Raw genomic sequence first — 20,890 nt, forward strand, 5'->3', positions numbered from 1 at the left:
TATAGCGTCCAAGTTTCGGGGCGCAGTTCACCTTCTCGGGTACCCTCCGGGGCTTCGCTGTATTCAGGCCTATCCGGCGAACGGGTTCGGCGTGCCGATGTACTGCAGCTCGGTGTACTCCTCCAGTCCCTCGGGGCCGCCCTCGCGGCCCATGCCGGACTGCTTCACGCCACCGAAGGGTGCCGCCGCATTCGAGATCACGCCGGAGTTGTAACCGATCAGGCCGAATTCCAGCCCAGCAGCCATGCGCGTAAAGCGCGGGTGGTTGCTCGTGTACACATACGCCGCCAGGCCGTACTCGGTGTCGTTGGCGAGCTTCAGGGCGGTGCGTTCGCCCTCCTCGCCGTAGCCGCTGAACGTGGCGATCGGGGCGACGGGGCCGAAGATTTCCTCACGCCACACGCGCATCGAATCGGTCACGCCGGTCACCACGGTGGGGCGAATGAAGTTGCCCTTGTTGAGGTTCCTGGGCATGCCGCCGGTATCGCTCGGAACGTTCTCCTCAAGCTCGGGAATGTACCCGCCGCAGGCGAGGAGCGCGCCCTTGCCCAGGGCGTCTTCGACCATAAAAAGCATGGATTCAACCGCTGAAGGTTGAATTAGCGGGCCGCATTCGGTTCCGTCGATGGCTCCGTCACCCACGACGGTCGCCTCCATGCGCTCCACGAAGGCGCGGGTGAACTCTTCAGCAATGTCCTCGTGCACAATGAATCGGTTGGCGGCGGTACACGCCTCGCCCATGTTCCTCATCTTCGCCGCGTAGGCACCCTCCACAGCGGCGGGGATGTCCGCGTCCTCAAAGACGATGAACGGGGCGTTGCCACCCAGCTCCATGGAGGTGCGCAGAACGTTCTGCGAGGCCTGCGCGAGCAGGGTGCGGCCCACGGCGGTGGAGCCGGTGAACGATACCTTCCGCAGGCGCTCATCAGCCATCAGCGCTGAGACCACCTCGCTGGTTCGGCTGGTGGTTACGATGTTCAGCACGCCGTCCGGCAGGCCCGCCTCACGCATCAGGGAGGCGAAGTACAGGGAGCTGAGCGGAGTCAGGGAGGCGGGCTTGAGCACCGCGGTGCAGCCCGCAGCGAGCGCCGGGGCGACCTTGCGTGCCGCCATGGCGAGCGGGAAGTTCCAGGGGGTAATCAGCAGGCAGGGGCCCACGGGGCGGCGTACGGTGGTGATCTGCAGGCCGGATTCGGGGGCGACCGCGGTGCGGCCGAAGTTGCGGGCGGCTTCTTCGGCGTACCAGCGCAGGTAGTTTGCCGCGTAGGCGACCTCGCCGCGGGACTGGTCGAGGGGCTTGCCCATTTCGAGGGTCATGAGCCGGGCGATGACTTCGGTGCGCTGCGTCATGAGCGTGTAGGCGCGGTTGAGGATATCGGCGCGTTCGCGCACGCTGGTTGCCGCCCATGAGGTGCGGGCGTCGCAGGCGGCGTCGAGTGCTTCGATGCCCTGTTCGACGCTGGCGTCGGCGACGTGCGCGAGGATTTGGCCGCAGGAGGGGTTGTGCACGGGGAAGGAGCCGTTGTCGCCGGTGACCCAGCTGCCGCCGATAAGCAGGTCGGTGGGCACGTAGAAGAAGGGGTAGGAGGGCCGCTCGTAGGGGTCGATGGGTTCGCGCTGCGGCATGTTGATGCTTTGCATGTGCGGTTCGGTGCGGCCTCGTAGCTGGGCGGATTTCGCGGCGGGCTTTGCGGCGGGACTCTCGGCGGAGCTTTCGGGTGAGGTGGTCATGGCGTGCCTTTCGGGTTGGGGCGGCCGGTGCGGTCGACTCTGACGCTTTTAATTCTAGTCCTGCACGCTCCCCTACCCTTCGAACCGACCCTTCGAACCTGCCCCACGCGCCTACATGCCCTTGCGCGCCCTCTCCCCCGCAGGCACGCCGAAGGGGGCCGCACCCGCGTTGGATGCGACCCCCTTCAGGTGGATTCTCGCTCAGCGCGCGAGAATCCTAGCTGGGGATTATGGAAGGCATTGCCCGGAAGGGATGCTCGGTGTTGCATCCGCTCTGCCCGATACCCGCACCTTCACCACTTAGCGGGCGGTGAGGCGGGCACCCAGGTGGACTAGGCCCACCTGTTCTCTCAAATCCAGGACTGACGTGCTTCGATTCGGGTCAGCTCCAGAGGACCGCCATCGTTGGTGCCGTGGAAGCGGCCGAAGTGTACGTACGGGCCGCGGTAGGCGCTGTGGTTGATGGGGCTGGAGTACTGGCCGTTGACCGTGTAGTAGAAGCTGTTCTTGTTCAGCACGATCTTGCAGTTCAGTGCCTGGCCGGTGGTGACCTTCTGGCGTAGCTTCATGGTGTGCAGCACGCGCGGGCTTGCCTGGTTGGGTTCGAAGCAGAGAATCTGCGCTACGGAGCCGCCGCGGTAGTTGGGGCGGATGGCGAGCACGTAGGTGCCGTCTTCCTGCTTTGCAGCGAACTTCTTGCCGATGCCGAAGGCGCCGTCGTGTTCGCGACCGAACGCAATGTAGCCGTAGTGACCATCCTGCTTCGGCACTGCACTGGTCCACTTCATGGAGAAGTCGAGGGTGTACTTGTCGCGAGTGGTGTAGTTCGCCAGGGGGCCGAGCAGCACGGATTCGTCGTAGCGCTGGTTGTGCACGATGGCGGTGCCGGTCAGGTCGGGCATGTCCGCTGCGACGGAGGGGTCGGCGGGCAACATGCCGTGGGGGCGCTTGCCGGTCTTGATCTTGACGCTGGAGTCGAAGGGGTCACCGATTACCCAGTAGGGGTCGGGGCACATGAAGCCCTTCACGCCCAGTGCCTTGTACTTTTCGTAGGCGGAGCGGCGGTGGATTTCCCAGACGATGACTGCCTTGCCGAGGCCGGTGAGGGCGCGTACGTTCTCCTCGCTCATGGAGCCCTGGGAAGCGCCGGTCGGCTTCTCGTAGTAGGGTACGCCGATGGCGTCCACGTTTTCGTGGCGTGCCATTGCGGAAATCTTGTCGATGGGGTCGCCGCCGTCGAAGTAGCACCAGGTGGCGCAGCCTGCGGAGTTGGCAAGCTTCAGGTAGCGGGAGGTGGGCTTGAAGCCGCCGCTGCCGTCACGGTACATCTTGATGACGGTGCGGCGCTGCAGGCCGCGTTCGGTGATGAACTTGACGAGGCCTGCCTGTGCGGGGCCGTCCTTCGCTTCGAGGAACAGTACGACCTTCTTGCCGCCGACGGAGGCATATTCGCCGCCTGCGGGTACGGCGTCAACGGCTGCGATGGCTTCTTCGAGGGTGGGGATGTTGTACAGGTCGGTCTTTTCGCCCAGGTTCTTGCGCATGTTGACCTTGTACCGGCGCAGTTCGGCGAGGGTGTGGCCGCGCACGTCCATGGACGCACCGGTGGTGCGCTTGATGTTGGTGTCGTGCATGCAGACGAACTGGCCGTCGCTGGTGGTGCGTACGGAAATTTCGACGGCGAGGGCGCCTCGGCGTACAGATTCTGCGTACGCGTAGGCGGTGTGTTCGGGGCTGATGTTGCCGGCGCCGCGGTGGGCGATGAAGAATTCATCGGTCTTGTAGAGCAGCTGATGTGCGGGGGAGCCGCTGTGTACTGCCGCGAGCTGTGCGCGGGTGTTGGCTGCGGCGTGGGCTTCGCCTGCCTGGAGCATGAGGGCGGCGGGCGCCAGAGTGGAGGCGCCAATGAAGCCGCGGCGGCTCAGATTCTTAGAGGTCTTCGGGAATGCAGTCACCGTAGTGGTCCTTTTTTCGTTTATGAGTTGAGCGTAATGTGTGTGGTTGGTCATTGAAGTTTTGGTTTATAGCTGAGGGTCCGGATTCTCTCAACTCAAACTACAACTTCTATGTAGGATAACGATTTTTTATCGGTGATTCACTGCGTTCACAAGCAAATAGGGTATTATGTGCGCCTCATTCTTACCCGCTGTGCAATGCGGGTGAATGTGTTCCTCCTTTTCCGCCGCTTTTAATAGCGGCATTTCATGCGGCGTTAAAAAATTTCTCGTGTAACGAAAAAAGCCGCGCCTGTAGCCCGATTGAGCCTGCAGGACGCGACCTTTTGCGTTAAGTATTTTCGCGGGTTTTCACCGCTGTTGAAGCTGAGCTATTTTCGCTGGTTCAGCTTACTTCTTGGATGCCTGAGCGACGCGGTCACCGGCTGCGACGGGGCGGCGGGACTCAGAGTCCTTGGAGATGTTGAACTTTGCGGTGTTGGTAATCATCACCATGGTTTCCTTGGAGGGGATGCGACCCTCGATAGCTGCCCAGTCGACCTCGATGATGGGTGCGCCTGCCTCAACCTTGTCACCTACGTTAGCAATCTTGGTGAAGCCGTCGCCACCGAGCTCAACGGTGTCGATACCGATATGGACCAGTACCTCGCCGCCGTTTTCGGTGCGGAGCATGAATGCGTGCAGGGTGTCCTGAATCAGTGCGATGGTGCCTGCAACGGGTGCGACGATGGTGCCTGCGGTGGGGTTCACTGCGTAGCCGTCGCCCATAACGCCCTGAGAGAAAACGGGGTCGGAGACTTCGCTCAGCGGCAGGTACTCGCCGGTAGCAGGTGCGACGTAGACGTCTGCGGACGATGCTTCCTGTGCGGCAGCTTCCTTCTTCTTCTTGCCGAAACCGAACATGTATGCTCCTTCTGGTCGTGTTGCGCTATGAATAGCGTGTATTTGTAGCGCTGATGCGTCCGCGTCGGATGCGGGCGTCGTTGCCTTCTTGGTTTCACACCGGGCGGCGCCTGCCTGAATTGCAGGGTTCGCACACTCCGGTGCATATGCACTCAGAATACAACACCTAAACCCGTAGCTCACGAGCTGAGGGTCATTCGACTCGAATTCTGCAAATATTCCGCAAATCTGGAACTTCAACTCACACTTCTGCACTCTTGAGGTCGCGAGTACACTTAGTGAAGGACTGGCACCCCTCCTCCGAGCCGGTGCCCATAAGAGAGAAAAGGCTAAAAACTGATGACTGAAGCGGCTGAAACCGTTCTTGAAGTATTTATTCCGGGCCCCGGTGAGAACCCGGAGGATCCGCAGGATATGGAGCGCTCCGAATTCCTGGGCGCCGCACAGGAGGCTCTGGATTCGGGCGTGGACATTGAGGTGTACTCCACCGACTCCTACCCTTCCGCCTTCGAAGAGTGCGCACCGGTGGCGGAGCAGATTGAGATGAACGGCATCGAGGTTCTGCCGCTCATGCTGGTCAACGGCGAGGTGAAGGTGTCCTTCGCGTACCCGACCGCCGAGCAGATTAAGCGTTTCTCCCGCGCCCACCTGGTCGCCCAGCCGAAGGCGAACGCGGCAGCGGCTGCGTGCGGCCCGTCCGGTTCCCCGGCGGCGTCGATGATTCCGAACCTGAGCGGCGAACCCGCCGGTTTCGCGGCAACCCTGGCGGGTAAGGCACCCCAGCCGGTCGGCGGCCCCGAGATTGGTAACCGCGTGAACCTCATGGGTGGCGACACCGGCGACGGTATCCCCACCTCCGGTTCGGTGGCTGTGAAGTCCGGTGGCTGCGGATGCGGTGGTTGCGGCTGCGGCGGCAAGTAAACCCGCCCCTGTCGGCAACGAGCGCCTGGCTCACCCGGTTCTAACTCGCCCGGTTCTAAAACTACATAAGCAAAGAGCGGTGCCCGCCTCCTCGTGATGAGGAAGCGGGCACCGCTTTCGCTTAACGAAGCTTAGGTTCACACCCGGCAGCACCTACGGGAGCTGCGGCGGGCGAACAGCACCTTACTTGATGGAGGTACCGACGGAACCGAGCTGCTGGCAAGCCTCGACCACGCGTGCGGCCATGCCTGCCTCTGCAGCTGCACCCCAAACGCGGGGGTCGTAGGTCTTCTTGTTGCCGACCTCGCCGTCAACCTTCAGCACACCGTCGTAGTTGCTGAACATGTGGCCAGCAACGGGGCGGGTGAATGCGTACTGGGTGTCGGTGTCGATGTTCATCTTGATAACACCGTAGGACACTGCGTCTGCAATCTCCTGCTCGGTGGAGCCGGAGCCACCGTGGAAGACCAGGTAGAAGGGCTTGTCGCCCTTGCCGTACTTAGCGCCGACCTCGGTCTGGATTTCCTTGAGCAGCTCGGGGCGCAGGTGAACGTTACCGGGCTTGTACACGCCGTGAACGTTACCGAAGGTCAGAGCAGCCATGTAGGTGCCCTTCTCGCCCAGGCCGATTGCCTCAACGGTCTTGATTGCGTCTGCAACGGTGGTGTACAGGGAGTCGTCGATAGCGCCTTCAACGCCGTCTTCCTCGCCACCAACGGCACCAATCTCAACCTCGAGAACGAGCTTTGCCTTGGAGGTACGCTCGATCAGCTCAGCAGCAATCTTCAGGTTCTCGTCCAGGTCGATTGCGGAGCCGTCCCACATGTGGGAGTTGAAGATGGGGTCTTCACCGCGAGCAACAGCCTTCTCGGACTCTGCCAGCAGGGGCAGGACGAAGCCTTCCAGCTTGTCCTTGGGGCAGTGGTCGGTGTGCAGTGCAATGTTCACGTCGTACTGCTTAGCAACTTCGCGTGCGTATGCTGCGAAGGCCAGGGAGCCAACGACCATGTCCTTCTTGGAAGCGCCGGACCAGTATGCTGCACCACCGGTGGATGCCTGGATGATGCCGTCCGAGCCAGCCTCTGCGAAGCCGCGGATTGCAGCATTCAGGGTCTGGGAGGAGGTCACGTTCACTGCGGGGTACGCGAAGCCCTTTTCCTTCGCGGTCTGCAGCATTTCTGCGTAAACTTCGGGGGTTGCAATAGCCATATGCTGACTCCTTGGATAGATGCGACCGGTTACCGATGCTGGGCCGGTTCACCATATTTTGTTGGCGCGCGAGACGCCTCCTACTCGCACTATTTTACCAAGATACGACTTATTTATCGTTAATTTTTTGTGGGTTTTTTTGGGTTTACTGCAGCGAAATTTCCGCGAATTACCGCGGTAAAGTAGAGGTGTTAATGACTTGATGTCTTCTGTGCGTGCAGGGCAGCGTACACATCACCCGGACGCGATGAAAGGAACCTCCCATGAGCAAGGCGAGCGCTAAAAATAATCCAAAACAGCTCGACGCGAAACGTGAGAAGCGTGCCCGCCAGGCGCAGCGTCGTGCTGAGCGTGAGCATCCGAATGCGGCGGCTATTGCCCCGGTGCGCGCCCAGTTGGATGAGATTCTGGAGCGTAAGAGTCGGCATGTTTTGGGGCATGGCGATATGGCGAAATCCCTTGAGTTGATGGAGAAAATGCGTGATGAGGGTGCGAGTGACCACGAGATTGATGTGGCGCTTGCGGAGGCGAAGCTCCCCTCGGTGGTGCAGGTGGGCCGTAAGTCGTTGATGCGTTGGCCAAGCTGGTGGTGGTTGAATCGTCGCGAGCGTGCGTTGCGGGCGAAGATTGATCGCCTGATGGAGGGCTAGGCCCCCGTTTTGAATAGGTTGTGAGAGCACCCCGTTGTGGGTGCTCTTGTGCTGTGTACTGGTGGGGGAATTGATTTTTTGGACTCAGAGTTCAATTAATCTATTTCACAAAACAATGAAAACCACACAATACAACATGAACCAAATATATTCATAAGATATGCATTATATGTATATAAATTATTACGTGATGTGAGTTATATTTACCTAAATTACCGTGCTATAGTCGTTACAACCCATAGACGTGTTCCCAACCACATTTCGTGTAGCACGTGCTTTAGACGTAACTATCCAAGGAGGTATAGCGTGAGCACCTCACCGAACAAGAACCCGCAGACTTCTGCAGCGGATCAGTACACTAAGCCCCCCACAGATGACCCGTTCGCACACGAGCAGGAAGGCTTCCACAAGGGGCTTGGCGCACGTCAGCTCCAGATGATTGCCATCGGTTCCGCTATTGGTACCGGCCTGTTCCTGGGCACCGGTAGCCGCCTGCAGGACGCAGGCCCCATGCTCGCCGTCATCTACGCCGTCATCGGCTTCTTCGGCTACCTGATCCTTCGAGCCCTCGGCGAGCTGATCCTTCACCGCCCCTCCTCGGGCTCCTTCGTCTCCTACACCCGCGAATTCTACGGCGAAAAGGCCGCATTCGTATCCGGATGGCTGTACTGGCTGAACTGGGCAATGACCGCCGTTGCAGACGCCACCGCTATCGCCATCTACATCAGCTGGTTCGGTCGATACAACCAGTTCTTCGCAGACATTCCCCAGTGGCTTAGCGCATTCATCGTCGTTATCATCACCGTGGCTCTAAACCTCATCTCCGTGAAGCTCTTCGGTGAGCTGGAATTCTGGTTCGCACTCATTAAGATTCTTGCCCTGCTGTCCTTCATGGCGGTAGGTATCTGGTACCTGGTCTTCGGTGAGCCCATCAACGGCGTCACCCCCGGCCTGAGCCTTATTGCAGCCAATGACGGCTTCTTCCCCAACGGCATTCTTCCCGCTCTTATCGTGGTTCAGGGCGTTGTGTTCGCCTACGCCGGTATTGAGCTGGTCGGCACCACCAGTGGTGAAACCAAGAACGTTGAGAAGGTTATCCCTCGCGCTATCAACACCGTGATCTGGCGTATCGCGATCTTCTACGTTGGCTCCGTGGTTCTGCTCTGCCTGCTCATGCCCTACACCGCATACAAGGACGCAGAGTCGCCGTTCGTGACCTTCTTCGACGCTATCGGTATTCAAGGCACCGCACCGATTATGCAGCTGGTCGTTATTACCGCGGCTGCTTCCTCGCTGAACGCTGGCCTGTACTCCACCGGTCGTATCCTCCACTCGATGGGTGTTGCAGGTTCGGCACCGAAGTTCACCACTAAGGTGTCCCGCTCCGGCGTTCCGGTGGCAGGTATTCTGCTGACCGGTGTGATTGGCCTCTTCGGTGTTGTGCTGAACTTCTTCGTTCCCGAGCAGGCGTTCGAGGTCGTGCTGAACATCGCCTCGGTGGGCACCATGGCTAGCTGGGCGGCTATCGCAATGTCGCACCAGAAGTACCTGAAGCTGGTCGGCGAGGGCAAGTACAAGCGCCCCAACTACCGTGCACCCGGCGGTCGTTTCAGCGACTGGGCTGTGATGGTCTTCCTGGCTGTTGTGCTGGTGCTGATGGCACTGGATTACCCGGTCGGCACCTACACCCTGGCATCGCTGTTGCTGGTTATCCCGCTGCTGATTATCGGCTGGTACACGGTTCGTGACCGCGTCAACGAGATTGCTCGCGTCCGTGAAGGCTACACCGGTTCCGTGCCCGTGATTGCTGCCCGCCCCGTGGTGAAGAAGCTCGTTTCGGAGCCTCGTACCCACATTGACCTGGGTGACCTTGAGGACGAGGACAACCCGAAGGGTAGCTAACCCGACCGGTTGCCTGTAATCCCGGTAATATCCCGGTGAAGGCGATGAGGGGGTTCTAGACCCTAGCCCGTAGGTTCCAGGAGCTCTAGGGCCCCCTCCCTGCACGTCTTTCCGTGTTCGCTTCCGTATTACATCCGTGTAATACATAAAGCAAAGTACATATCTACAGCATTTCTAATACGGTGTGTCCTGCAATATATTTTGAGATAATAGATATCCGCAGTGACCACCAGATGCACAAAGAAGTTTTGTGCAGATATTCAAAGGAGAAAATCATGACTGAACGTCCTAGCGCACACGCGGTGGAATTTGTTGACGTCGCCTCGATGGCGAAGTGGATTCAGAAGGACGGCGTAGGCAACATCATTGCCGGCATGGTCGACTTCCTCGAAGAAGACTTCAAGAAGTGGCAGAGCTTCGACAAGATTCCGCGCGTCGCCTCCCACACCCCCTTCGGTGTGATTGAGCTGATGCCCACCTCCGACAACATCACCTACTCCTTCAAGTACGTGAACGGCCACCCGTCGAACCCGGCACGCGGCTTCCAGACCGTGACCGCGTTCGGTCTGCTCGCTGACGTGGATAACGGCTACCCCGTGTTCCTGGCTGAGATGACCCTGCTGACCGCGCTACGTACCGCCGGTGTGTCCGCCATGGTTGCTAAGCACCTGGCACGCAAGGATTCGAAGAAGATGGCGATGATCGGTACCGGCTCGCAGTCTGAGTTCCAGGCGCTGGGTATGCGCGCGGTGCTCGGCATTGAGGACCTGTCCGTCTACGACGTTGACCCGCACGCGATGGAGAAGTTCCGCCGTAACCTGGAGCCGCTGGGCTTCCGCATCCACCTGGCTAAGGACGTGGACGAGGCTGTTGAGGGTGCCGACATTATTACCACCTGCACCGCCGATAAGCAGCAGGCGAAGGTTCTGCTGGACCGCCAGGTGAAGCCCGGCGTGCACCTGAACGCTATTGGTGGCGACTGCCCCGGCAAGACTGAGCTGGAAAGCGAAATTCTGGACCGCTCCACCGTGTTTGTTGAGTTCCCGCCGCAGACCCGCATTGAGGGCGAGATTCAGCAGAAGGACCCGGACTTCCCCGTGGTGGAGTTCTGGAAGGTTCTGACCGGTGAGGAGCCGGGCCGCGTGTCGGATGAGCAGATTACCCTGTTTGATTCGGTGGGCTTCGCGATTGCTGACTTCTCGGGTCTGCGTTATGCCCGTGCGGCTACGCAGGACACCGACCTGCAGCAGTTCATTGACCTGGTTGCTAGCCCGGATGATCCGAAGGATCTGTACTCGCTGGTGAACGTTAACGTTCCGGTGGGCTAAAGGGCTAAGTAACCTGACGCTGAGTAGCCTTGAGCTGGTGGGCCTGTAAGGTGCGCCAGCGGAGGCTGCGAGGTTGAGAGTGAATAAAGTGAGGGCCGGGGAGTGGTGACACTCCCCGGCTCCTTCTTGTGAAATTTTCGTATGCACGGATTTTCTTGGAGGCTATCCGCGGCTGGTTCGCCCGTTCTGCCCTTCAGCGGGTGTGGCTACTGGCGGGTGGCGATAATTTCGCGCGCCCTCGCCACACGCTTTTCTTTCTCTTCTTTCAGCTGGTTGAGCTTCGCCTGATTCTTTTCGATGAGAGGCCCCTGATAGGACGCCTCAACATCACCCAAACGCTGAGCCATACCCACCTTCTCACTACATTGAGCTTCAATGGTTGCCAGGCGGATAACCTCCTCCAACACTTTGGGATCATCAGCATTCAGATTGGCCGTTTCTTGGCTCGTCCATTCACCGTCCCCGGTGCGAGGCGTCAACCCTTTCTCACGCTGGCAGTCCCACCAATCTGAGCGGGCTTTCTTCCATTCAGGGTCACCCTGCGCACGCTGGTACGCTTCACTACGGATACGACCGACAGGGCGGTACTTTTTCTCATCATCCTCATCAAAATAGAGCATATCCAGTTCTTCCCGATGCTCTTCGCGGCAGCTGACCCTGACGTCTTCAGGGATGCTCTCATAAATCCTTTCCTGCTCTTCTCTGACTTTGCTGGACGTAAAATGATTCGCCGCATGCTTCACGTTCCAGGAGCCGTACTGGGAGGCGCCGCTAGAAACCCAGCCGTTTTCTAGAATTTCAAAATCGTATCCCTTTTTCGCATAGCACTCTTTAAGAATCAACAAATACGCTCTATATGTTATATCTAGGGCCTGGTCACTCATGTCATATTCGTCGAGCGGAAGAGTAATATAGTTATTTTCAAAATCCAGCTGGGCTTTGAGGCTAGTATCTTTAGGCGCAGCGGCACAGGAACTTAAAGCTAAAGCAAAGCAGGCGAACAGAGCAGCAGATTTCTTCATTGTTACCGACTCCTTTCAGGGGAATGACGCCGCGGTCATTCATATCCACAACCCGCAACCATTGGCGAGCCGAAGCCAGGAAATCCATCGTACGCTCCGGCAGAAATCGAGCGTACAATTCTCATATCCTCTGTGACTTGCGTTAACACTAACACGCCTAGATAATTTCATGCGTGGTTTAAGCCGCCCAAACCACAACGAAAAAGGTTCCGACGCGCACACAACGCATCGGAACCTTTAAACACCTCATAAACAGCCGCCAAACTACGACGGAATCTGGCCAAACACATGGCGGCGAACCCACGCATGCATCGCAATACCCGCAGCCGTCGCCGCATTCATCGAACGCGTCGACCCAAACTGCTCAATCGACAGAGTATCCCTAGCCGCCGCATGCAACTCCTCCGACAAACCCGGGCCCTCCTGGCCAAAAACCAGCACACACTTCTTCGGCAGATCATACGTCTCCAGCGGCACCGAATCCGGAAAAATATCAATACCAATAATCTCCAGACCCTCACCCTGCGCCCACGCCACAAAATCCTCAATCGTCGGATGATGACGCACATGCTGATAACGATCCGTCACCATCGCACCACGACGATTCCAACGGCGACGCCCAATAATATGGACCTCCTTCGCCAACATCGCATTCGCAGTGCGCACCACCGTGCCAATATTCAAATCATGCTGCCAATTCTCAATCGCCACATGAAAATCATGGCGGCGCGTATCCAGGTCAGCAATAATCGCGTCCATCGACCAGTAACGATACTTATCCACCACGTTACGGCGGTCGCCCTCACGCAGCAGCTCCTCATCCCAATAGTCACCCTCAGGCCACGGGCCCTCCCACGGGCCCACACCCACCTCAAAACGGGCAGTACCCTGCTCAGTACCCTCAACAGCCTCAGCTACAGCCGCCTCAGCAGGTACAGCCTCAGCCGCCTCACGATTCTCAACCATCACAACCACCTTCACGCCAACAACCAGCGCCACTCCGGCGCCCACAGAGCCATATTACAGACAAAAACCCGCGCCACCAGCCACACACAGCAGCCAGCAGCACGGGTTCACCCGCCGCAGCGGAACGTCTTAAAAATTCACGAGGTCCTAGTCCAAACCAGTAGAGACTAGTCCAGGCCCAGCTCATCCTTCGAGTACGCGTACAGGCACGGAACGCCCGCAACCTCTTCCACATGCTCCTTAGCGCCGGTCGCACGGTCAACAATCACAGCAACCGCCACAACCTCAGCGCCAGCCTTACGCAGCGCCTCAACAGCAGTTAGTGCCGAACCACCGGTCGTGGAGGTGTCCTCAACAGCAACCACGCGGCGGCCCTCAACGCTCGGGCCCTCCACCTGACGGCCCATGCCGTAAGACTTCTGAGCCTTACGCACCACAAACGCGTCAATCGCACGGTCCTGATCGCCAGCGGCACGCATAATCGCGGTACCCACCGGGTCAGCACCCATGGTCAGGCCGCCAGCAGCCTCAAACTCGATGCCGTTCTTATCCAGCAGGTCCAGCATGACCTGACCGACCAGGCGAGAAGCCTCGTGGTGCAGGGTGATGCGGCGCAGGTCAACGTAGTAGTCGGCTTCCTTGCCGGAGGCGAGGACCACGTGCCCGCGCACCACAGCCAGCTCCATAATCAGCTGGCGCAGGCGTTCACGGGCTTCTTCAATGGGGAGGTTTTCAGAAAGCTTAGTCATAGTTCAAGTGTAGCGGCTCACGTGCAGGCGGCGCAGGCTATTCCCTGTGCTATTCCAGCGCTAGGCTATTCCACCACGCGACCCACCGACGGCGGCAACGCGGCACGCAACTTCGTCAGCATCTCCTCATACTCGGCGGCCGGGTCGGAATCAGCTACGATAGCGCCACCCGCGGCAAGAGTCACCGTGCCGTCATCGTGCGCCACGAGCGTGCGAATCACAATCGACAGGTTCGCCGAACCATCCGCCGACACAAAACCCAGAGCACCCGAATACACACCGCGAGCGCGACCCTCCAGGCCCTCAATAATCTGCATGGTCGAAGGCTTCGGGGCACCCGTCATCGAACCGCCCGGGAAGCACGCCCGCGCGGCAGCCACCGCACTCACGCCCTCACGCAGACGCGAACTGACCGTAGACACCAGCTGATGCACCGTCGAATAGCTCTCCACGCCCATGAGCACGGGCACGCGCACCGTGTGCGGTTCGGAAACCAGCGACAGGTCGTTACGCAGTAGGTCCACGATCATGAGGTTCTCGGCACGGGTCTTCTCATCGGTACGCAACCAAGCTGCGGCCGCGGCATCTTCTTCCGGGGTGGCACCGCGCGGCACCGTGCCCTTAATCGGCTTGGTTTGCGCGTTGCGGTGCGTATCCACGCTTAAAAAACGCTCCGGCGAAGAAGAAAGCACCGAAAAATCACCGCACCGCAGATACGCCGCATACGGCGCCGAATTGTGGGCGCGCTGGCGGCGGTACAGTTCAAAGAAAAGCTCCGGGCTCGGGTTGGGGATGCGCGCGTTCGTCTGCGCGGTCAGGCACACCTCGTAGCTGTTACCCTCGTAGATTTCGTGCTGACTAGCGCGGACGGCGTCCATGTAGGCTTCCGCGGCGGGTGCCGGGAAGAGCAGAAGCTCGGCAAGCTCAGGGGCATTGACGGGGGCGTTGACGGGAGCATTTTCGGAGGCGCACTCCCCCGCCGTATTCAGTACCGCATTCAGCACCGGGGTCAGCGCCGCACTCAGCAGCCGCTCCGCCGCCTCACACCACGACTCATCGCCCACCAGCCAGCTACGCGCTGCAACCCCCGGGCGGGCATGCTCATGCACCAGGTAGCGAACCGCCGGCAACCACAGAGAATCCGGGGTCGGCGCCTCATGCGCCGGCAGGTAGCCCGGCACCGGGTGGCCGTGCTCCATGCCCATGGCGGCACGCGCCTCATAGCCGAAATAGCCCACGTAACCGCCACGCAAACCCGCGGGCAGACCGGTTGCCGCCGCGGTATCCGGGTGCACGCGCGGTGCGCAGGCGAGCGCCGCCTCCAGCTGGGCGAAGGGGTCTTTCCCGCCAGACTCAGCCGCCGCACGCGCCGAATCCACGCGCAGGGGCGACAGCTGCGGCGGGACCACGCCCACATACGAGGCAACCGACATGGGCGACTCCTCGCGCGCGGAATCCAGCCAGAAGGAATACTCGGCACCACCGGTCAGCAGCGGGTACGCCTCCTCGCAGTTCACCGCGAAAGGAAGCGGGCGCACGATAAGCTCCCGCGTCTGCGCATCCCACGGGATGCTCTGCAGAATACTCGGCAGGGCATGAGGGGACGCAGAAGCGGGAGCGTTCGAGGTAGAAAAAATACGGTCCGCGGAAGTTTCAGTCACGGACTCCATTGTATGGCTGTATGGTGTGCAGGCGAACTGGCGGTTTAGTGAACGACTGCGGGTGCTTCGCCGTTTTCGCTGGTCATCGGCAGACCGGCAGCGAACCATGCGCTGGTGCCGCCCGCAATGTTGTGTGCGGCGTAGCCGTGCTCGCGCAGGAAGGTTGCAGCGCGGTTCGAACGGCCGCCACCGTGGCAGATGACGTAGAAGTCTTCGCCGGGTGCGGGCAGTTCAGCCAGACGCTCAGCGATGGTACCGAGGGTGATGTGCTTGGCGCCGGTGGCGTGGCCGCCCTCCCATTCGTAGTCTTCACGCACGTCGATGATGGTTGCGCCTGCGGGAACGTCGCGGGGGTCAATCTGGGGTACAGCAGTCATGGGGTTCTCCTTTGAATTGAATGAGGACGGGCCGGTCGGCACGGTGGGGTGCCGGGTGGGCATAATTGTGGTTCCACTCTATCGCGTTGGGGGTGTGCGGCGCATCTAGCCCGGTATTTGGGGGTTTGTGAGACTCGGAAATGATGCATACGAAAAAATCGAAATGATTTTTCATGCACTGATTGATAGTTCAATCTTTGAAATATATGAACAAAATATGTATACATATGCACCCACAAGGGTATAGACTTAAACACATATTGCCCGGGTCACACAGAACCCCGGGCTTGCACAGAAAAGAATTACCACCATGTCCAACACCATCACAGGTGCCGAACCCAAGGACACCAAGACCTTCTTCGGCCACCCGAGCATGCTCGCGAACCTGTTCACCGTAGAAATGTGGGAGCGCTTCTCCTTCTACGGCATGCAGGGCATCATGATCTACTACCTGTACTACACCGCCGACAAGGGCGGCCTGGGCCTCGACAAGGACCTCGCCACCGGCGTTATCGGCGCGTACGGTGCAGTCGTGTACCTCATGGCAATCCTCGGCGGTATCCTCGGTGACCGCATCCTCGGCCCCGAGCGTACCCTATTCTACTCCGCCATAGGCATCATGGCGGGTCACGTCTCCCTCTCCCTCATCCCCGGCGTCCCCGGCGTGGTGATTGGTCTGCTGCTGGTCGCTATCGGCTCCGGCGGTCTGAAGAGTAACGCATCCGTGCTGGTCGGTTCGCTCTACAGTGACAACGACTCCCGCCGCGACGCAGGCTTCACCATCTTCTACATCGGTGTGAACACCGGTGCACTGCTCGGCCCGATCCTGACCGGTTGGGGCTGGCAGACCGGCGGCTTCCACCTCGGCTTCGGCCTTGCCGCAATCGGTATGGCTGCCGGCCTGATTCAGTACTCGCTGACCCGCAAGAACCTGCCCGCCTCTGTGCACCACGTGGGTACCCCCTTCACCGGCGCCCAGAAGCGTAACTTCTTCCTGGCACTGGTCGGTATCGTCGTCGTTCTCGGCATCCTGCTGGCGACCGGTCTGATGACCGCAGACAACCTCAAGAACTGGGTCATGGGCTTCATCTTCATCGGCGCTATCGCCCTGTTCGCTCAGCTGCTGAGCGCCAAGGACGTAACCTCCGATGAGCGTTCCCGCGTCACCGCGTTCATCCCCCTGTGGATTGCAAACGCCGTGTTCTGGGCACTGTACCAGCAGCAGTTCACCGTCATGGCGGTGTACTCGGATGAGCGCCTCAACTGGAACATCCTGGGCATGGAGCTGAGCCCGAACCTGGTCAACTCCATCAACCCGATCTTCATCATCGTCTTCGGCATGATGTTCTCCGCCCTGTGGACCAAGTGGGGTGACCGCCAGCCGGTCACCACCCTGAAGTTCTCCGCAGCGCTGATCATTATTGGTCTGGCGTTCTGGATCTTCCTCGCTCAGGCGGGCGTTCAGAGCGTGAACGTCGGCTGGATCGTGCTGATTCTGTTCGTCTGCACCATCGCTGAGCTGATTATTTCGCCGGTGGGTATTTCGCTGGCGACCAAGCTCGCACCGAAGGCGCACCGCGTGAACATGATGGCGCTGTACTTCACCTCCGTGGCAATGGGTACCGTGCTCTCCGGTTGGCTGGCTCCGTTCTACAGCATGGAGACCGAGGTTCCCTACTTCACCTGGATGGGTATTATCACCATCGCGACCGGTATTCTGCTGTTCCTGGTGCACAAGCCGGTTCAGAAGATGATGCGCGGCGTGAAGTAGCCACAAAGTTACTTGCCTGCACTGCTGACTCGCTGTTTTCAGGCGGCGTGAGCGTGTATAGGCGAGCGTATATTAGGCTAGGGGCCCCGAATCCTTGAATTACCAAGGGTTCGGGGCCTTTGCTGCACGCCCTGGTATCCGGAAGTGCCAGCAAGTTGAGGAGGTTCAGGAGGGGCGGCTTTAGGGGCGTTCGGGGCCTTTTCCTTAATGAGACAATCCGCGCGGATTTTCTTATTAAGCGCCTTAATAAGAAAATCGAGGGCAATTGTCTCAATAAGCATCCCTTCTGTGACAGGCGGGTTGCCGCACGCGGAACTGTGACGATTTATGTCTCCGCATGAACGCGCGTGACGAAACACAGGGTCAAAAAGGGACGCATTAAGCCACGAACAGAAATCTACTAGACAGCCCTCAAGCACAGGTCTAAGGTGAATCCAGAACGAGCCGGAAAACCTTCCGGCACGACCCTTCAACCCTTAGCCGAGGAGAAAATCATGGCACTTTACCTGGTAGAACTGACCCCCGCACAGCCGTCCAAGGACGAAGCAACCGTACTCATCGAGACCGTCAACTCGTCCCTGACCAACGGCGCCGAGCTCATCGAAACCCAGGTCTCCGCAGACCACAAGATCGTCTTCGTCATCGTCGAATCCGAGAACACCGCATTCGGCCCCGACCTCGCCGCAGCAATCGGTGAGCGCGCATCCGTCGCAGGCCCCGACGCAGTCCGCCTGGTCGGCGCAGAGCTCGAAGACATCAAGAAGCTCAAGAAGGACGCAGACTACCTGGTTGAGTGGGACATCCCCGCAGAGATTACTATGGAACAGTACCTGACCCGCAAGAAGGCAAACGCCCCCAAGTACGCTGAAGTACCCGAGGTTTCCTTCCTGCGCACCTACGTTCGCGAGGACACTGCAAAGTGCCTCTGCTTCTACGACGCACCCGACGAAGAAGCTGTTGTTCGCGCCCGTAAGGCCGTCAGCACCCCCATTGACCGACTGTTCAAGCTGCACGCATAGACGCGATGCTCCCCGCTTAGGAGAACCCCTATGTCCGAGTTCACTCTCGAACCCCTCTACGATTACCCCCAGCGCGAGCAGGTGCTCGCACTCGCCCGAACCCACGCAGATGCTGTTGACCGCGGCGAGCGTTCCCCCTTCGAAAACCTGCGCGAAATCGCTAAGGACGGCCTGATTACCCTGGGTCGCGACGGCGGTTCCCTGGTACCCCAGGTTTCGGTGGCTTTCGACCTTGCCACCGAGGACGCCTCCACGGCGTTCTCCCTGTGGGCTCACCGCTCGACCATTGCGTTCTTTGACGCTGTGGGCCGCGAGCTGCCCGCCGGCCTGGCGGATGCAACCGTCAGCGGCACCACCGCCATGGCGGCAGCGTACAAGGAGGCTTCGGGTCTGGCACCGATCAAGGTGGAGGGTACCCTCGTTGAGGGCGGTCTGAAGCTGAACGGTTCCGTGTCGTGGGCGTCGAACCTGTACCCGGGCGGCGTGATTGTTCTTCCGGTGGCTGTGCAGAACGCCCCGGAGAGCCACCCGAACCGCTACATTGTGACGGTCCGCCAGGACGTCGAGGGTCTGAGCGTTGACTACCACCGCAACCTGCTGGCGCTGAACGGCACCGAGTCCGGCACCTTGAAGTTTGAGGACGTTTTCGTTCCGAGCGAGGACATTCTGAGCGACAACATTGAGGCGTTCCTGCGCGATGTGACCGCGCCGTTCCTGTTGGTTCAGTCGTCGTTCTGCCTGGGTCTTGCTGCTGGTGCTCTACAGGAGGCTGCTAAGCACCTGGACGTCTCGCAGGGCGTGTTCCGCCCTGAGTTCCCGCTGATTCTGGCGGAGTACCAGAGCCTGCGTGAGGAACTGGTTCGCCTGGCTTCTGAGCCGGAGCGTGCTGAGCGTCGTGACCTGCTGAGCCTGCGTCTGGGTGTGTCTCACTTTGCAACCATTGCTACTCACTTTGAGCTGCAAGTTGTTGGAGGCGCCGGTTACGTGGCTGATTCCCCGACTGCTCGTCGCCTGCGTGAGGCGTCGTTCCTGCCGGTTCAGTCCCCGACCGAGGGTCACCTGCGTTATGAGCTGGCGCGTTACGATCACCTGGATAACCTGCGTGACGCTCTCTAAACCATTGAACTGCGTGTAGCGAGTGTTTTTATTCGCTCTTTGCATCAATACCCCGTATATGCCTTGAACCGCATATACGGGGTATGAATGCATTCTGGGCTATATATTAGGGGTTTGGGGCTCATCATAAGAGAATATATGCCCCGTTCAACGTATCCCTGCTCATATTTACACCCGTTTAGCCGAGACCTAAACCCATATGCGCGTAGAATTATGTGGAATTTTATACACCACCACATTCACCTCAGGAGCTCCCTTTGAGCATCTCTAAGCTTCTCGGCTTCGACTGGTCGATCCACGGCGACGGCCGCAGCATCAAGCCCGGTTCCTTCGTTGCCCCGAACGAGCGCCTCGCATGGCCGATTACCATCGGCATCGGCGCGCAGCACGTGGTCGCAATGTTCGGCGCGACCTTCCTCGTGCCGATTATTACCGGCTTCCCCCCGGCAACCACCCTGTTCTTCTCGGGTCTCGGCACGGTCCTGTTCCTGCTGATTACCCGCGGACGCGTCCCCTCCTACCTGGGTTCTTCGTTTGCGTTCATTGCGCCCCTGGCGGCTGCCATGAACTCGCACGGCCCGGCTGGTGCCCTCGGCGGTATCGTCATGGCGGGTGTGGCGCTGTTCCTGGTCGGTCTGATTGTTCAGTTCGCTGGCACCGGCTGGCTGACCAAGCTCATGCCCCCGGTCGTAACCGGTTCGATTGTGGCGCTGATTGGCTTCAACCTGGCGAAGAGCGCTAAGGACAACTTCATGGTGGCACCGGTGACCGCGCTGGTGACCCTGTGCTCCATCATCCTGATTTCGGTACTGTTCAAGGGCATCATTGGTCGCCTGTCCATCCTGCTGGGTGTGGGTATCGGCTACATCACCGCTGTGATTCGGGGCGAGGTGAAATTCGACAAGATTCACAAAACTGTCGAAGCTCAGGGCTTCATTGGTCTGCCGCAGTTCCAGACCCCCGAGTTCCACTGGGAGCTCGCCGGCCTGTTCATCCCCGTGATTCTGGTGCTGGTTGCTGAGAACATCGGTCACGTGAAGTCGGTGGCTCAGATGAGCGGCGAAAACCTGGACGACTACTCCGGCCGCGCCCTCATGGCGGACGGCCTGGCAACCACCATCGCAGGCATGGGTGGCGGTTCGGGTACCACCACCTACGCTGAGAACATCGGCGTGATGGCTGCGACCAAGGTGTACTCCACCGCGGCGTACTGGGTGGCGGCTATCTTCGCGATTGTCCTGTCTCTCTTCCCGGGCTTCGGCGCGGCTATTGCATCCGTTCCCGCGGGTGTTCTGGGCGGTGCCGCAACCGTACTGTACGGCATGATTGGTATGCTCGGCGTTCGTATTTGGAGCGAGAACCGCGTGAACTTCTCGAACCAGATCAACCTGACCACCGCCGCTGTGGCGCTGATCGTGGGTATTGCGGACTACACCTGGACCTTCGATGGGATGACCTTCGCCGGTATTGCTCTGGGTACCGCTGCGACCCTGATTATCTTCCACCTGATGACCTTCATTGCGAAGTACACGAAGGCTGCTGGCGACCCTCTGGAGCCCTTCGACCCTGAAAAGAGCACTGAGGGACACTAGGTTTTAGCTCCTCACGCT

General features: G+C 59.6%; 17 protein-coding genes. 8 read left to right on the forward strand and 9 right to left on the reverse strand.

Translation table 11 applies throughout. The annotated features are described in order from the left end of the window. Window positions 1-69 precede the first annotated feature (69 nt). The 3 genes from HMPREF2765_RS08035 to HMPREF2765_RS08045 form a co-directional block, all read right to left on the reverse strand. Complete coding sequence (locus HMPREF2765_RS08035; RefSeq protein ID WP_070605207.1) at window positions 70-1,731, reverse strand: NAD-dependent succinate-semialdehyde dehydrogenase; 1,662 nt, start codon at window positions 1,729-1,731, stop codon at window positions 70-72. Between the two features lie 350 nt (window positions 1,732-2,081). After that, window positions 2,082-3,686, reverse strand: coding sequence for a glycerophosphodiester phosphodiesterase (locus HMPREF2765_RS08040; protein ID WP_049346195.1), 1,605 nt, complete (start codon window positions 3,684-3,686; stop codon window positions 2,082-2,084). 390 nt (window positions 3,687-4,076) lie between these two features. Beyond that, on the reverse strand, window positions 4,077-4,589 hold the full coding sequence (locus tag HMPREF2765_RS08045; protein ID WP_049346193.1) for a PTS sugar transporter subunit IIA: 513 nt from the start codon (window positions 4,587-4,589) through the stop codon (window positions 4,077-4,079). Between the two features lie 339 nt (window positions 4,590-4,928). Here HMPREF2765_RS08045 and HMPREF2765_RS08050 point away from each other — a divergent pair, with 339 nt between their 5' ends. Beyond that, complete coding sequence (locus HMPREF2765_RS08050; protein ID WP_070605210.1) at window positions 4,929-5,510, forward strand: arsenic metallochaperone ArsD family protein; 582 nt, start codon at window positions 4,929-4,931, stop codon at window positions 5,508-5,510. A 183-nt stretch (window positions 5,511-5,693) separates the two neighbouring features. Here the strand turns inward: HMPREF2765_RS08050 and fbaA are convergent, their stop codons facing one another. After that, window positions 5,694-6,719, reverse strand: a complete 1,026-nt coding sequence (gene fbaA, locus HMPREF2765_RS08055; RefSeq protein ID WP_012902702.1) for a class II fructose-bisphosphate aldolase — start codon at window positions 6,717-6,719, stop codon at window positions 5,694-5,696. Window positions 6,720-6,982: 263 nt separating this feature from the next. Here fbaA and HMPREF2765_RS08060 point away from each other — a divergent pair, with 263 nt between their 5' ends. From HMPREF2765_RS08060 to HMPREF2765_RS08070, 3 genes are all read left to right on the forward strand, one after another. Then, window positions 6,983-7,369, forward strand: a complete 387-nt coding sequence (locus tag HMPREF2765_RS08060) for a hypothetical protein (RefSeq protein WP_012902700.1) — start codon at window positions 6,983-6,985, stop codon at window positions 7,367-7,369. Between the two features lie 306 nt (window positions 7,370-7,675). Beyond that, entirely contained in the window at window positions 7,676-9,271 is a 1,596-nt protein-coding gene (locus tag HMPREF2765_RS08065; protein WP_049338603.1) for an amino acid permease, read from the forward strand. Between the two features lie 275 nt (window positions 9,272-9,546). After that, window positions 9,547-10,599 carry an ornithine cyclodeaminase gene (locus HMPREF2765_RS08070; RefSeq protein WP_005504242.1) on the forward strand — a complete coding sequence of 351 codons (1,053 nt, stop codon included), beginning with the start codon at window positions 9,547-9,549 and terminating at the stop codon, window positions 10,597-10,599. Window positions 10,600-10,805: 206 nt separating this feature from the next. Here the strand turns inward: HMPREF2765_RS08070 and HMPREF2765_RS08075 are convergent, their stop codons facing one another. From HMPREF2765_RS08075 to HMPREF2765_RS08095, 5 genes are all read right to left on the reverse strand, one after another. After that, the gene (locus HMPREF2765_RS08075; RefSeq protein WP_070605213.1) at window positions 10,806-11,621 is read right to left on the reverse strand and encodes a hypothetical protein; all 816 of its coding nucleotides are present in this window, start codon (window positions 11,619-11,621) and stop codon (window positions 10,806-10,808) included. Between the two features lie 264 nt (window positions 11,622-11,885). Beyond that, entirely contained in the window at window positions 11,886-12,632 is a 747-nt protein-coding gene (locus tag HMPREF2765_RS08080) for a TrmH family RNA methyltransferase (RefSeq protein WP_141749102.1), read from the reverse strand. Window positions 12,633-12,754: 122 nt separating this feature from the next. Then, window positions 12,755-13,336: an orotate phosphoribosyltransferase gene (gene pyrE / locus HMPREF2765_RS08085; protein WP_005504234.1), complete on the reverse strand. Its 582-nt coding sequence runs from the start codon at window positions 13,334-13,336 to the stop codon at window positions 12,755-12,757. A 65-nt stretch (window positions 13,337-13,401) separates the two neighbouring features. Beyond that, entirely contained in the window at window positions 13,402-15,006 is a 1,605-nt protein-coding gene (locus HMPREF2765_RS08090) for an anthranilate synthase component I family protein (RefSeq protein ID WP_070605216.1), read from the reverse strand. A gap of 35 nt (window positions 15,007-15,041) precedes the next feature. Beyond that, window positions 15,042-15,374, reverse strand: a complete 333-nt coding sequence (locus tag HMPREF2765_RS08095; RefSeq protein WP_070507406.1) for a rhodanese-like domain-containing protein — start codon at window positions 15,372-15,374, stop codon at window positions 15,042-15,044. A gap of 310 nt (window positions 15,375-15,684) precedes the next feature. Here HMPREF2765_RS08095 and HMPREF2765_RS08100 point away from each other — a divergent pair, with 310 nt between their 5' ends. From HMPREF2765_RS08100 to HMPREF2765_RS08115, 4 genes are all read left to right on the forward strand, one after another. Continuing rightward, a complete protein-coding gene (locus HMPREF2765_RS08100; protein WP_049338608.1) occupies window positions 15,685-17,145 on the forward strand; it encodes a peptide MFS transporter in 1,461 nt (486 codons plus the stop codon). Window positions 17,146-17,639: 494 nt separating this feature from the next. Then, window positions 17,640-18,164: a DUF4242 domain-containing protein gene (locus HMPREF2765_RS08105; RefSeq protein WP_049340119.1), complete on the forward strand. Its 525-nt coding sequence runs from the start codon at window positions 17,640-17,642 to the stop codon at window positions 18,162-18,164. 30 nt (window positions 18,165-18,194) lie between these two features. Further along, window positions 18,195-19,280 (forward strand): acyl-CoA dehydrogenase family protein, encoded by a 1,086-nt coding sequence (locus HMPREF2765_RS08110; protein WP_049345928.1) that lies wholly within the window; start codon window positions 18,195-18,197, stop codon window positions 19,278-19,280. Window positions 19,281-19,537: 257 nt separating this feature from the next. Next, on the forward strand, window positions 19,538-20,872 hold the full coding sequence (locus HMPREF2765_RS08115) for a uracil-xanthine permease family protein (RefSeq protein WP_049345930.1): 1,335 nt from the start codon (window positions 19,538-19,540) through the stop codon (window positions 20,870-20,872). Window positions 20,873-20,890 lie beyond the last annotated feature (18 nt).

It is taken from the genome of Rothia sp. HMSC062H08 (assembly GCF_001810775.1).
In the GTDB taxonomy this organism is placed as follows: domain Bacteria; phylum Actinomycetota; class Actinomycetes; order Actinomycetales; family Micrococcaceae; genus Rothia.